Source organism: Bordetella genomosp. 8, assembly GCF_002119685.1.
GTDB lineage: Bacteria > Pseudomonadota > Gammaproteobacteria > Burkholderiales > Burkholderiaceae_B > Bordetella_C.
Genome location: NZ_CP021108.1, coordinates 5,557,069 through 5,569,740, shown reverse-complemented (window position 1 = coordinate 5,569,740; position 12,672 = coordinate 5,557,069). Strand labels below are relative to the sequence as shown.

Below are 12,672 nucleotides of genomic sequence, written 5' to 3'. Positions count from 1 at the left end.
TGTCGACCTCCACTGGACCATGTCATGCCACGCATCGCCATCATCGGCGCCGGAATCACCGGCGTCACGACCGCTTACGCCCTTGTCCGCCGCGGCCATGCGGTGACCGTATTCGAGCGCGGCCGCTATGCCGCCATGGACACTTCCTTCGCGAACGGCGGCCAGCTGTCGGCCAGCAACGCCGAAGTCTGGAACAGCCGTGCCACCATCCTGAAAGGCTTGCGATGGATGTTCACGCGCGATGCGCCACTGTTGCTCAATCCGCTGCCCAGCTGGCACAAATACACCTGGATCGCGGAATTCCTGCGACAGATACCCAGATATCGCGCCAATACGCTGGAAACGGTGCGGCTGGCGATCGCCGCGCGCGAGCATCTGTTCGAGATCGCCAGGCGCGAAGGGATAGATTTCGATCTGGAACGGCGCGGCATCCTGCACGTCTACGGGAGCAAGGAGGAGTTCGAGCGCGCGGCGGCGACGAACGCCCTGCTCCGGGAAGGCGGGCTGGAGCGCGATCCGGTCACGCCGGAAGAAATCCAGGCCATCGAGCCGGCGCTGCGGGGGCGTTTCCATGGCGGCTTTTTCACGCCATCCGACTCCACCGGCGATATCCATAAATTCACGCGCGGTCTGGCGGAGGCCTGCGCGCGGCAAGGGGTGGCGTTCCGCTACGACGCTGCCGTGAGCGCGCTCCGGCGCCTTGGCGCCAGTGGCGGGTCTGGCATCGCCATGGACTTCAGCCAGGGCGATGAAGTCGACACGGAAGCCTTCGACGCCGTCGTGGTGTGCGCGGGCGTCGCGAGCCGCCAGTTCGCCGCCATGGCTGGCGACCGCGTGAACATCTATCCGGTCAAGGGCTACTCCATCACCGTCTGCCTGGACGATGCGGAAAGCCAGGCGTCCGCGCCCTGGGTCAGCCTGCTCGACGACGCCGCCAAGATCGTCACCAGCCGGCTGGGGCGGGACCGATTTCGTGTGGCCGGCACGGCGGAGTTGAACGGGTACAACCGGGATATCCGGGCCGACCGCATCGCGCCGCTGGTGAATTGGACCCGCCGACATTTTCCCGGCGCTTCGACGGCGCGGGTGATCCCGTGGGCGGGGCTGCGTCCCATGCTTCCCAGCATGTTGCCCCGGGTCGGGCGCGGCCGGTCTCCGGGCGTGTTCTACAACACGGGGCACGGCCACTTGGGTTGGACCTTGAGCGCGGCAACGGCCGAGGCAGTGGCCGACGCGGTGACGCTTCCGCGCTAGTTCGCCGCGCGCAATTGCGTCAGCAGCATGCGCGCCGCCTGAGTGAGTGTGTCCACATCGCGCACGGCCAATAGCAGCCAGCGCCGCGTCCAGTCGTCGGTGAGTGGAATCAGCTTCAACTGCATCGACCGCGCATGCGGCTCTGCCGCGATGCGCGGCAGCACGCCGATGCCGCGCGTTGCGACCACCATGCGGCAGATCGCGTCGAAGCTGCGGACCTGGATGCGCAGTTTCATGGGCATATCCAGCCGCGTGCATTCCTGCGCCAGCAGGCTGGCCAGCGACGTGCTGGGCGGCAGGCTGACGTAGTCATACTCCAGCGTTTCCGCGAATGCGACGCTGGCGCGCGTGGCCAGCGGGTGGCTGTCGGGCACCACGAGCATGAGCTCGTCGCGCCGATAGGGGAAAGTCTGCAGCCCCGCTTCCGGCGTGCGTTCGCCGAAGATGCCGATGTCGGCGCGGTTCTCCGCCACGGCGGCGACGATGTCGCTGCTGTTCTGTTCTTCCAGGTCGATGCGGACGGCCGGATGTTCCGTCATGAACCGCGACAGGTCGTCAGGGAGGAACTGCGTGATCGACGACGTATTGGCCGCGATCCGAACCTGACCGCGCACGCCTTGCGCGTAATCGGACAGCGTGCCCGCCATCTGGTCGACTTCCTGCAGGATGCGTGTCGCGTGGGCCAGGCAGGCCTGGCCCGCATCGGTCAACTCCACGCCGGCCGCCTTGCGGAACAGCAGCGGCGAACCCAGCGCGGCTTCCAGATCGGAAATCCGCTTGCTGGCCGCGCCCACCGCCAGCCGCGACTGCCGCGCGCCCGCCGATATGCTGCCCAGCCGCGCCACCGAGACGAAGAGCGCCAGCGTCACCAGATCGATACGGGCCAGATTCATTCAATGCTCCACGTTCGCCGCAAAGATTGGGTGCTCCCCGACCCAGGACGCCGCGGATCCGGGTCCCCCGGTCCGCCGGCGTCGCCCCCTTGAGGGGGAAGCGCGTAGCGCTTCGGGGGTGGGGCCCTCCTTCCGCAAAAAACAGGTGCCCCCGACCCGGGACGCCGCGGATCCGGGTCCCCCGGTCCGCTGGCGTCGCCCCCCTTGAGGGGGGAAGCGCGCAGCGCTTCGGGGGGTGGGCTACCTACCCCCTCTACTCCAGTTCTTCGATAACTCCACCGCCTGTCCCCAGCGGCGCAGCCGTGCTTCGCGCTGGTCGGCCGACCAGGTGGGCTCGAAGCGCCGTTCCGCCTGCCATTGGGCGGCGAAGGCGTCCATGTCTTTCCAGAACCCGACCGCCAGCCCCGCCAGTCCCGCGGCGCCGCGTGCCGTCGATTCGGATACGCGCGGCCGCACCACCGGCACGCCCAGGAGATCCGCCTGCATCTGCATCAGCAGGTCGTTGCGCGCCGCGCCGCCATCCACGCGCAGCTCGGAAAGCGCTATCCCGCAGTCCGCCGTCATCGCCGTCATCAGTTCGGCGCTTTGCAGGGCGATGGCTTCCAGCGTCGCGCGCGCCACATGGGCGCGCGTCGTTCCGCGCGTCAGGCCCACCAGGGTGCCACGCGCATAGGGATCCCAATGCGGCGCCCCCAGCCCTGCGAACGCCGGCACCAGGAAGACATCGTCGGTATCGGCGACGCTGCCGGCCAGCGCTTCCACGTCTTCCGAACGCTGGATGATGCCCAGACCGTCGCGCAGCCACTGCACCGCCGCGCCGGCGACGAACACGCCGCCTTCCAGCATGAAGGTGGGCGTCCATGCGGGTCCGCCGCCGCTGAACACCTGCGCGTCGGCGGTGTCTTCTTCCGGCCGCGGCAGCCCCCAGCCCACCGTCGACAGCAGCCGGTTGCGCGACACCACCGGCTTGTCGCCGACGTTCATCAGCATGAAGCAACCCGTGCCGTAGGTATTCTTCGCCATGCCGGGCTCGAAGCAGGCCTGCCCGAAGGTCGCGGCCTGCTGGTCGCCCGCCACCCCGGCGATCGGTATCGCCCCGCCGAACCATTGCGGCAGCGTCTCTGCCACCACCGCGCTGCTGGGCGCCACGCCGGGCAGCACCGAACGCGGGATATCCAGGCATTGCAGCAGCTCGTCGCTCCAGTCCTGCTTGTGGATGTCGAACAGCAGCGTGCGCGATGCGTTGGTGCAATCGGTGCTGTGCACCTTGCCGCCGGTCAGTTGCCAGATCAGCCAGGTATCGATGGTGCCGAAAGCCACTTCGCCGCGTTCGGCGGCGGCGCGCGCGCCCGGCACGTTGTCCAGCAGCCAGGCCAGCTTGGTGCCGGCGAAATAGGCGTCCAGCACCAGCCCCGTGCGTTCCTGCAGGAAGTCGGCGCGGCCTTCAGCGCGCATGCGGTCGCAGGCGTCCGCCGTGCGGCGGTCCTGCCAGACGATGGCGTGGGCCAGCGGGCGGCCGGTCGCGCGGTCCCAGATCAGCGTGGTTTCGCGCTGGTTCGTAATGCCGATGGCCGCGATGTCGGCCGCGGTCGCGCCGGCGTTGTGCAGGGCTTCGCGGGCGACTTCCAACTGGCTGCGCCAGATCTCGTTGGCGTCGTGTTCGACCCAGCCGGGGTGCGGGTAATACTGGCGGAATTCGCGCTGGCCCATGCCGCGCGCGCGGCCTTCGCCATCGAAAACGATGGCGCGCGAACTGGTCGTGCCCTGGTCCAGGGCAAGAATGTATTCATTCTTCATCGCTGGTCTGCACCTTGCGTCCGTTCAGTTGATTGCCCGCCGCCGGATCCAGCCGCCGGAAAGAGAAGAAGGAAGCGGCGCACAGCAGCCCGATCACCAGGAAGCCGGCCACGATGTCGGTCACGGTGGCGCGCTCCGAGCCGCGCAGCGCCATGCTGACGTTCAGCGTGACCGCCGCCACGCCCACCCCCAGGCTGACGCCCAGCTGCTGCGCCATGGCGGCAAAGCTGCTGGCGCGGCTCATCTTGTCGGGCCCGATATCCGCATAGGTCAGCGTATTGACCCCGGTGAACTGCAGCGAACGGAAGAAGCCGCCGATCAGCAGCACCAGGATGATCAGCCAGGACGGCGTGCTGGGCTGGAACAGCGCGCAGACGCAGATGAAGGCGCCTGTCAGCACCGCGTTCACCGTCAACACCTGGCGAAAGCCGAAGCGGCGCACGATGGGCGTGGCCACGAACTTCATCAGCAGGGCGCCGGCGGCGCTGGCGAAGGTGATCATGCCGGCCGCGAAGGGCGACAGCCCGAAGCCCACCTGCAGCAGCATGGCCAGCAGGAAGGGCGTGGCCCCCACCGAAAAGCGGCAGAGATTGCCCGCCAGCGTGGAAATGGCGAAAGTGGGGATGCGCATCAGCGACAGGTCGATGATGGGGTGGGCCACCCGGCGGGAATGGTGCACGTACCAGAACCCGCTGACCAGGCCGATGGCCACCACGCCCAGTGCCTCGATGGAGGCGTCCCGGCCGGCGGCCTCGAAGCCGCTGACCAGCGTGGCCATGCTGATACCGCTGAGCAGGAAGCCCAGCCAGTCCAGGCGCGGCACGCCTTTTTCGCGGACTTCCTTGATGTAGCGCATGATCAGCGCGATGCCCAGTATCCCCATGGGCACATTGATCAGGAAGATCCAGTGCCAGGAGGCATAGGTCACCAGGAAACCGCCCAGCGGCGGCCCGATGACCGGGCCCAGCAGGGCGGGAATGGACAGGAAGGACATGGCCTTCAGCAGATCTTCCTTCGGCACGGTGCGCAACAGGATGATCCGCCCCACAGGCACCATCATGGCGCCCGCCACCCCCTGCGCGATCCGCGACAGGACCAGCTGCGTGACCGTCTGCGACAGCGCGCAGGCCACCGAGCTGAGGGTGAACAGGGCGATGGCGGCGATGAAGACGCGGCGGGCGCCGAAGCGGTCGGCGGCCCAGCCGCTGACCGGGACGAAAACCGCGGCGGCCAGCAGGTAGGACGTGATCGCCACGTTCAAGGCGACCGGCGTTGAATCCAGGGACGCCGCCATCGCCGGCAGGGCGGTGGCGACCACGGTCGCGTCCAGCATCTGCATGAACAGGGCGCAACCAACGATGAAGGGAATCATTTTTGCCGCCCGCAGGGCGGCGGGATCGGCGAGTGGGGGGACTGAGGCCAGCGTTTTCGTGGACATGTCGGAGGGGAGCGGCGGGGTGCCGGACCATTGTAACGCCGTGCTTTCGGCCGCCCTTGAAGTAAACTGGCGGCTGACGCAACTCCCTGACGCACGGTGCCATGGCCAATAACTACGAGTCGGAAATCACCCGTTTCCTGAAGGACTACAAAAAGCAGCATCCCGATGTGGAAAAGCGGCAGCGGGAAGGCCGTGGCCTGCTGTGGGACAAGCCCCAGGATCCGGAACTGCTCGAAGGCTTCCGCGCCGCGCGTGTCCCGCAACGGCCATACGTCTATCAAAACGACTGAGCGGCTGCCCCCCTCTTATGTCGCAGAACGCCTCGGTACCGGGCAAGGACCTGGCTGCGCTGGTGGAGCCCCCGGTGGATAGCACGCCCGACACGGTCGATAGCGTGGCGTTCGCGCGGCTGTATGGCGAACCGCTGTTCCAGCTGCCGCAGGACCTGTACATCCCGCCCGACGCGCTGGAAATCTTCCTGGAGGCCTTCGAAGGCCCGCTGGATCTCCTGCTCTACCTGATCCGCAAGCAGAACTTCAACGTGCTGGACATCCCCATGGCGGATGTCACCCGGCAGTACCTGTCGTACGTCGAACAGATACGCCTGCACAACCTGGAGCTGGCCGCCGAATACCTGCTGATGGCGGCCATGCTGATCGAGATCAAGTCGCGCATGCTGCTGCCGGTCAAGAAGAGCGATACCGGCGAAGAAGTCGAAGACCCGCGCGCCGAACTCGTGCGGCGCCTGCTGGAATACGAACAGATGAAGCTGGCCGCGCAGAAACTGGACGCGCTGCCGCAACTGGGCCGCGACTTCCAGCGCGCGCAGGCCGTCGCCGACCTCAGCGTCGAACGCGCCATGCCCGACGTGTCGCCGGAAGACCTGCGCCAGGCCTGGGCCGACATCATGAAGCGCGCACGGCTGAACGCGCACCACCACATCACGCGCGAGCAGCTGTCCGTGCGCGATCACATGACGCACATCCTGCGCCGCCTGAGCGACGTGCGGTTCATGGAGTTCGGCGAAATGTTCATGGAGCGCATCGACGAAGGCGCCCCTGCCGCCGTGGTCGTGGTGCATTTCATCGCCATGCTCGAACTGGCGCGCGAATCCTTGCTGGAAATCACACAGGCCGAGCCGTACGCGCCCATATACGTGCGCCTGGCCTACACCAGCGTGGCGGCCGAAGCGGCCTGATACCGGCGCGCCGCGCACGGCGCAGCCATTCCCGGAGACATTCTTGAAAGTCGTACACACCATCCAGGAGCTGCGCGATCACCTGCGCGGGCAGAACCGGGTTTCCTTCGTTCCCACGATGGGCAATCTGCACGAAGGCCACCTGGCCCTGATGAAGCTGGCGCGCCAGCACGGTGACCCTGTCGTGGCCAGTATTTTCGTCAATCGCCTGCAGTTCGGGCCCGCGGAAGACTTCGATCGCTATCCCCGCACGCTGGCCGAGGACGTCGAAAAGCTGGAACGCGAACGCGATGTCTATGTGCTGTTCGCACCCGACGAGCGTGAAATGTATCCGGAGCCGCAGAATTACCGGGTGCGCCCGCCGGATGACCTGGGCGATATCCTGGAAGGCGAATTCCGGCCCGGCTTCTTCACCGGCGTCTGCACGGTGGTCCTGAAGCTGTTTTCCTGCGTGCAGCCGCGCGTGGCGGTGTTCGGCAAGAAGGACTACCAGCAGTTGATGATCGTGCGGGCCATGTGCCGCCAATTCCAGCTGCCCGTGGAGGTGGTGGCACACGAGACCGTGCGCGCGGCGGACGGCCTGGCGCTGTCTTCGCGCAATCGCTACCTGACCGATGCCGAGCGCGCGGAAGCCCCGGCCCTCTACCAGCAGCTGCAGCAGGTGCAACGGCAACTCGCCGCCGGCCAGCACGATGCCGCCGCCCTGGAAGCGGAAGCCGTGGCCGCCCTGGCCGGGCGGGGATGGCAGGTGGATTACATCTCGGTGCGCCGGCGCCGCGATCTCAAGGCGCCGGATGCGGCCGATATGGCCGCCGGCGAGCCGCTGGTGGTATTGGCCGCGGCCAAGCTGGGCGCGACCCGCCTGATCGACAACCTGGAGCTCTAGGACGCCATCTGTTCTGGTCGGGTGGCGAAATTGTCACCCTGTCAGAACTGACAGCTTTCGGCCCGCGGGCATCCATGCAAGACTACCGGCCTACCCACCATCAGGGAGGCCAGCATGAATCACCCGCGGGGGTGCGCAGGGAATCGAGCGGTGGCGCTGACGCCCCGGGAGCGCGATATCGCGACGTATCTCGTCACCGGCAAATCCAACAAATACATCGCCATCGAGCTGAATATTTCATCGCGGACGGCCGAGGCCCACCGGGCTCGCATCTTCCGCAAAATGGGCGTGCGCAATGCCATGGAACTGGCATGCCGCATGTGCCCTTACAGCGGATGCAATGATTAGGCTACCCGGCGCCGTGCCGCGCCGCGCGGCCCGATCACAGGCATTTGGGCGGGGTCTGCTTGGCCAGTTCGTTGATCGGATCCAGATCCGGCTGACGCGTCAGGGTGTAGTTCAGGTTGGGCGTGACGCCGGCAATGGCGCGCAGGCGCAGCACGTTGTTGGCGGCGACGACGAATTCGGCCCGGGTATTGTTGTCCGGCCCGATCAGGAACACGCGCGGCGGTTTTTCGTCGGTCACCTGCCAGCAGCCCTGTTCCGCGATAGGTTTATCGCGGCTGGGCGTGTTGTCCAGATAGGTGGAACGGCCGCGCCAGCGTCCATTGGGCGCCAGCGTCAGCGTGATGCGCTGGGCTTCGCATTCCATGCCTGCCGCGAAGCAGGGCAGCGTTCCCATATAGGTCTGCGGTTGCGGCACCAGGTTGCGCTCGGCGGCGCTGGGTGTGGGGGCAGGAGCCGGCGCGGGGCTGGCGTCGGCCGACGCCGTGCCTACCGGCGGCACCGGCTGGCCGTCTTCGCTGGTGTTGCCTTCCTGGATCGCGCGGGCGCGCTGCGCTTCCTGCTGCTGTTGCTGGCTGGGCGTCGGCGCCTTCAGGTCGATCTGCAATTGCGAAGGCGCGCGCACCACCGGGCGGTAATCGGCGCCGGTGCCCAGGATCTGGGCATCGTTGACCGTGCTGGGGCGCGGCGGGTCGTAATAGCCCGCCTGTCTTTGCTCGGCACAGCCCGCTACGCCGGCTGATCCCGCGAGTATCACCGCCAGCACCGCGGCGGACCGCAGGCGCCGCTTAGGCAGGGAGTGGACCGGGCGTTCTTCGATGGCGGGAAGGGCGGGCATGAAAGCGTATCCAGAGTTGCAAAGCATGCGCGCAATTCTCGCATGAATGCTCTGCCGCGGCGCGCCGGCTCCCGCGTTGAATACGGGATCGGGTTCGGCATTGAACAAATTACGACATGTCGGAATAATGCCGGGCGCCCGCCGTCCGCGAACGGGCGTCATGATGGCCGAGCATGCTGCATGCCCGATGTGCCGCAGTCGGCGCCGGGCCGGGCGGCCGTTTCATTCATGGATACCTTACGTGTACATCGATCCCCACCTTGCCATCGTGCTTGCCTCCGTGTTCGGGCTGGCCGTCGGCAGTTGGCTGACGACGGTGGTGCACCGGCTGCCGCATATCCTGGAATATGACTGGGACGAGACGTCCCGCGATAATGACCAGGCGCATGCGCGGCCCAGCCTGTTTCGTCCCGCCTGCCTATGCCCCGCGTGCGCCGCGCCCATACGCGGCTGGCGACGCATTCCTGTACTGGGCTGGCTGGGCCTGCGCGGTCGCTGCGGCGATTGCGGCGCGCGTATCCCGTGGCGCTATCCCGCCATCGAACTGACGACGGCCGCGCTGTACGCGCTGTGCGTCTGGCACTACGGCGCCAGCCTCGCGGCCCTGTGCGGGCTGGTGCTCGCCGCTGCCCTGGTCGCGCTGGCGTGGATCGATGCGCGGACGGGGCTGCTGCCGGACGTCATCACCCTGCCGCTGGTCTGGGCCGGCCTGCTGATCAATACGCAGTCGGTTTTCACGACCCCGGTCCAGGCCATCCTGGGCGCGGCGCTTGGCTACCTGTTCCTGCGCTGCCTGCACCACGTGTTCCTGTGGACGACCGGCCGTGAAGGCATGGGCTATGGAGATTTCAAGCTGCTGGCCGCGCTGGGCGCCTGGTTGGGGGTGTCCGCGCTGCCCCTGATCCTGATCGTGTCATCGCTGGCCGGCGTCGTGGTGGGCCTGGGACTGATCCTGACGCGGCGCGTGGGCCGTCACCAGCCGCAGCCGTTTGGCCCGTATCTGGCCCTGGCTGGTATCGTTGGGCTTCTGATGGCGGGACCGCCCTGGGTCTAGGGCGGCATAGGGAGAAAACATGCGCGATGTGGGGACGCCATTGAAGATCGGGCTCACCGGCGGCATCGGTTCGGGCAAGAGCCGGGTCGCCGACCTGCTGGCGTCCTGGGGCGCGACGGTCATCGACACCGATGAGATCTCGCGCTCCCTGACCGCGGCCGGCGGCGCGGCGATGGCGGAAATCGTTCGAGCTTTCGGCTCCGAAGCCGCTGCCGCCGACGGGGCCATGGACCGCGCCTGGATGCGCGCGCGCGTGTTCGAGGATCCGCGGGCCCGCGCGCGCCTGGAAGCCATCCTGCACCCCTTGATTTCGCGCACCGCGCTGGATGCGGGCGCGCGTGCGACGGGATGCTACGTGGTCTACGTGGTGCCGCTGCTCGTCGAATCGGGGCGCTGGGCCGAGCGGGTCGACCGGGTCTGCGTGGTCGATTGCGATCCCGAAACCCAGATCCAGCGCGTGCGCTCGCGCAGCGGGCTGACGGCCGACACCATAGAGCGTATTATGGCGGCACAGGCCGCGCGGGAAACCCGTCTGGCCGCTGCGCACGACGTTATATTGAATGACGGCGCCACGTCCGCTGACACGCTGTGCGCGCGGACGAAAGCACTGCACGACCGATGGTGCGCCCTGGCGTCGGCCTCGGGCCACGCCGCGTAAGCGCGGCAGGCATCCATGACAACATCGGCGCGACTTCGGTTGCGACCGGTTCTACGACGGGTCTGTATCGAGCGTGATTCTTTACGAATATCCCTTCAATGAGCGCATCCGGGCGTATCTGCGCCTGGAATACCTCTTCGACCGGCTGTTCTTCTTCGCGCGCCCGGGTGATCCCAAGAATCACCAGATTGCCGTCGGCACCATTTTTGACATTCTCGACGCCATCGAGCGCACGGACGTCAAAAGTTCGGTGCTGCAGGATATCGAGCGCCAACGCCTGCAACTGGTTCCGCTGCGCGACCATCCCGATGTTTCCCAGGAAGCATTGGACGCGATGTTGCGGGATATGGAGAAAACCAGCACCTCGCTGGTGTCCCAGGGCAAGACCGGGCAACCGCTGCGGGAAAACGAATGGCTGGTGAGCCTGCGCGGCCGGCTGGCCGTGCCGGGCGGCGGCACCCAGATCGAAATGCCGTCGTATTACGCCTGGCAACAGAAGCCGGAAGCCGTGCGCTGCGCCGATCTGAAGGCCTGGATCGATCCCTTGCTGCCGCTGCATGAGGGCCTGCAGATCGGCCTGCGGCTGCTGCGCGAATCGGGCCGCCGGGTCGAAGCCGTGGCAGAGCAGGGCACGTATCAGCAGATGCTGGCTGGCAAGGCGCACCAGCTGCTGCGCGTGTGGGTGGATGGCGAAAGCGGGATTTTCCCTGAGATCAGTGCCAATAAGTATATGATCTGGATCAGGTTTTCCACCCAGGACGGCGAACTGAAGCCGCAGCAGGTGGCCCGCAATATCGCCTTCGAGATGTCGCTCTGCGCCTGAGGCGCCGATGGCCCGGGCGGCATACCTGTTGCGGCCGATTTCAAAACGCCCGCCGTCGCTATAAAACGGGACTGGTCTGGTAGACAATAGCGGTCCCGGTAGCGTCCCCCTTTGGCCCTCATGTCCGATCGTCCTCGCATCACTCCGCCCTCCCGGCCGCGCCGACGCGTCATCGCCTGGGTGGTGGCGATTCTTGTCCTGGCCGGCATCGCCTGGTTGGTGTTTCGCCCCAAGCCCGTCGCGGAAAACGGCCACACCCGGGTGGGGGCGGCCGGACAGCGGGCGAGCGCCGCCGGTGGTGGCGGAGGCGGCGGGCGCCATCGGCCCGGGGCGGGCGGACCGGGCGCGCCCATGGCCGAGCCGGCGGTGCCGGTGCGCGTCTATGCCGCCGCGACCAAGGACGTCGACATCCTGCTGCCGGCGCTGGGCACGGTGACCGCCTACATCACGGTCACCGTACGCAGCCGGGTCGATGGCGAACTGGTGCAGGTGAATTTCAAGGAAGGCCAGCGTGTCAAGGCGGGCGATGTGCTGGCGCAGATCGATCCGCGTCCCTTCAACGTGCAATTGCAGCAGGCCCTGGGCACCCAGCAGCAGGATCTGGCGCAGCTGGAGAATGCCCGCCGCGACCTGGCGCGTTATCAGGCCTTGTACAAGCAGGACTCCATCGCCAGGCAGCAGGTCGATACCCAGGCGGCCCTGGTGCGGCAGTACGAAGGCACGCTGAAGACCGACCAGGCGAATGTGGACAATGCCCGGTTGCAGCTGACTTTTGCCCGCATTACCGCGCCGATCGATGGGCGCCTGGGCCTGCGCCAGGTCGACCCCGGCAATCTGGTGTCGTCGGGCGATACCAATGGTCTCGTCGTGATCACGCAGACCCAGCCTATCGCGGTCATCTTCACGCTGCCGGAGACCCAGCTGCCCGACGTGCGCGAACAGATGCATGCCGGCAGGACGCTACGCGTCGATGCCTGGGATCGCACCAATACCAAGCGCCTGGCGTCCGGCGTGCTGGAAACCCTGGACAACCAGATCGACGTGACCACGGGCACGGTCAAGCTGAAGGCGCGCTTCGAGAATGCCGACGACGCGCTCTTTCCCAACCAGTTCGTCAACATCCAGTTGCTGGTGCAGACCCTCAAGGGCCAGACGGTGATCCCCAACGGCGCGGTGCAGCGTGGTTCGCAGGGCCCGTTCGTGTTCGTCGCCCAAGCCGACAATACGGTGGCCGTGCGGCAGTTGAAGCTGGGACCGGTCAGCGGCGACCTGGTCGTCGTCACGGATGGGCTCAAGCCCGGCGACCGGGTGGTGACGGAAGGCACCGACAGGCTGCGCGCCGGCGCCAAGGTGGAGGTGGTCAGCAATCCCGCCGAAGTGACGCCACCCACGCCGGGGGCATCGCTGGGGGCGGGGCCGGCCACTGCCACGCCCGGCACGGCCCCGCGGACCACGCCGTGAGTCCCCGCCCATGAGTTTCCGCCCGTG

13 protein-coding genes are annotated in these 12,672 nt (G+C 67.2%); 9 read left to right on the top strand and 4 right to left on the bottom strand.

Annotation, left to right across the window (positions count from 1 at the left end; all coding sequences use genetic code 11):
• The first annotated feature begins 24 nt into the window (after positions 1-24).
• Positions 25-1,254, top strand: coding sequence for a D-amino acid dehydrogenase (locus CAL12_RS25165; RefSeq protein ID WP_086067097.1), 1,230 nt, complete (start codon positions 25-27; stop codon positions 1,252-1,254).
• On the opposite strand, the gene CAL12_RS25160 is transcribed toward CAL12_RS25165, so the two are convergent.
• From CAL12_RS25160 to CAL12_RS25150, 3 genes are all read right to left on the bottom strand, one after another.
• Positions 1,251-2,147 (bottom strand): LysR family transcriptional regulator, encoded by an 897-nt coding sequence (locus CAL12_RS25160; protein ID WP_086067096.1) that lies wholly within the window; start codon positions 2,145-2,147, stop codon positions 1,251-1,253. The two genes, CAL12_RS25165 and CAL12_RS25160, sit on opposite strands and share 4 nt — an antisense overlap.
• 240 nt (positions 2,148-2,387) lie before the next feature.
• The gene (gene glpK, locus CAL12_RS25155; RefSeq protein WP_086067095.1) at positions 2,388-3,944 is read right to left on the bottom strand and encodes a glycerol kinase GlpK; all 1,557 of its coding nucleotides are present in this window, start codon (positions 3,942-3,944) and stop codon (positions 2,388-2,390) included.
• Positions 3,934-5,316, bottom strand: a complete 1,383-nt coding sequence (locus CAL12_RS25150) for a DHA2 family efflux MFS transporter permease subunit (RefSeq protein WP_086067094.1) — start codon at positions 5,314-5,316, stop codon at positions 3,934-3,936. The genes glpK and CAL12_RS25150 overlap by 11 nt, the downstream gene beginning before the upstream one ends.
• Before the next feature lie 167 nt (positions 5,317-5,483).
• Here CAL12_RS25150 and CAL12_RS25145 point away from each other — a divergent pair, with 167 nt between their 5' ends.
• The 4 genes from CAL12_RS25145 to CAL12_RS25130 all read left to right on the top strand — a co-directional run bounded on the left by CAL12_RS25145 (position 5,484) and on the right by CAL12_RS25130 (position 7,814).
• Positions 5,484-5,672, top strand: coding sequence for a DUF3460 family protein (locus CAL12_RS25145; protein WP_086067093.1), 189 nt, complete (start codon positions 5,484-5,486; stop codon positions 5,670-5,672).
• A 17-nt stretch (positions 5,673-5,689) separates the two neighbouring features.
• Positions 5,690-6,580, top strand: a complete 891-nt coding sequence (locus CAL12_RS25140) for a segregation and condensation protein A (protein ID WP_086067092.1) — start codon at positions 5,690-5,692, stop codon at positions 6,578-6,580.
• A 43-nt stretch (positions 6,581-6,623) separates the two neighbouring features.
• Positions 6,624-7,466 (top strand): pantoate--beta-alanine ligase, encoded by an 843-nt coding sequence (gene panC, locus CAL12_RS25135; protein ID WP_086067091.1) that lies wholly within the window; start codon positions 6,624-6,626, stop codon positions 7,464-7,466.
• A 150-nt stretch (positions 7,467-7,616) separates the two neighbouring features.
• On the top strand, positions 7,617-7,814 hold the full coding sequence (locus CAL12_RS25130; RefSeq protein WP_232464632.1) for a response regulator transcription factor: 198 nt from the start codon (positions 7,617-7,619) through the stop codon (positions 7,812-7,814).
• A gap of 34 nt (positions 7,815-7,848) precedes the next feature.
• Here CAL12_RS25130 and CAL12_RS25125 read toward each other — a convergent pair whose 3' ends face one another.
• The gene (locus CAL12_RS25125; protein ID WP_086067089.1) at positions 7,849-8,649 is read right to left on the bottom strand and encodes a copper resistance protein NlpE N-terminal domain-containing protein; all 801 of its coding nucleotides are present in this window, start codon (positions 8,647-8,649) and stop codon (positions 7,849-7,851) included.
• Between the two features lie 241 nt (positions 8,650-8,890).
• Here CAL12_RS25125 and CAL12_RS25120 point away from each other — a divergent pair, with 241 nt between their 5' ends.
• From CAL12_RS25120 to CAL12_RS25105, 4 genes are all read left to right on the top strand, one after another.
• On the top strand, positions 8,891-9,703 hold the full coding sequence (locus tag CAL12_RS25120; RefSeq protein WP_420042744.1) for a prepilin peptidase: 813 nt from the start codon (positions 8,891-8,893) through the stop codon (positions 9,701-9,703).
• A gap of 19 nt (positions 9,704-9,722) precedes the next feature.
• Positions 9,723-10,361, top strand: coding sequence for a dephospho-CoA kinase (gene coaE, locus CAL12_RS25115; RefSeq protein WP_086067087.1), 639 nt, complete (start codon positions 9,723-9,725; stop codon positions 10,359-10,361).
• Between the two features lie 73 nt (positions 10,362-10,434).
• Entirely contained in the window at positions 10,435-11,184 is a 750-nt protein-coding gene (gene zapD, locus CAL12_RS25110) for a cell division protein ZapD (RefSeq protein ID WP_086067086.1), read from the top strand.
• Positions 11,185-11,304: 120 nt separating this feature from the next.
• Positions 11,305-12,645: an MdtA/MuxA family multidrug efflux RND transporter periplasmic adaptor subunit gene (locus CAL12_RS25105; RefSeq protein ID WP_086067085.1), complete on the top strand. Its 1,341-nt coding sequence runs from the start codon at positions 11,305-11,307 to the stop codon at positions 12,643-12,645.
• The last annotated feature ends 27 nt before the right edge of the window (positions 12,646-12,672 follow it).

Coding starts and splice junctions, on each gene's coding strand:
- CAL12_RS25150 (WP_086067094.1), bottom strand. CDS start 5,316: ATGATTCCCTTCATCGTTGGTTGCGCCCTGTTCATGCAGATGCTGGAC.
- coaE (WP_086067087.1), top strand. CDS start 9,723: ATGCGCGATGTGGGGACGCCATTGAAGATCGGGCTCACCGGCGGCATC.
- CAL12_RS25125 (WP_086067089.1), bottom strand. CDS start 8,649: ATGCCCGCCCTTCCCGCCATCGAAGAACGCCCGGTCCACTCCCTGCCT.
- CAL12_RS25165 (WP_086067097.1), top strand. CDS start 25: ATGCCACGCATCGCCATCATCGGCGCCGGAATCACCGGCGTCACGACC.
- glpK (WP_086067095.1), bottom strand. CDS start 3,944: ATGAAGAATGAATACATTCTTGCCCTGGACCAGGGCACGACCAGTTCG.
- CAL12_RS25140 (WP_086067092.1), top strand. CDS start 5,690: ATGTCGCAGAACGCCTCGGTACCGGGCAAGGACCTGGCTGCGCTGGTG.
- CAL12_RS25145 (WP_086067093.1), top strand. CDS start 5,484: ATGGCCAATAACTACGAGTCGGAAATCACCCGTTTCCTGAAGGACTAC.
- CAL12_RS25105 (WP_086067085.1), top strand. CDS start 11,305: ATGTCCGATCGTCCTCGCATCACTCCGCCCTCCCGGCCGCGCCGACGC.
- CAL12_RS25160 (WP_086067096.1), bottom strand. CDS start 2,147: ATGAATCTGGCCCGTATCGATCTGGTGACGCTGGCGCTCTTCGTCTCG.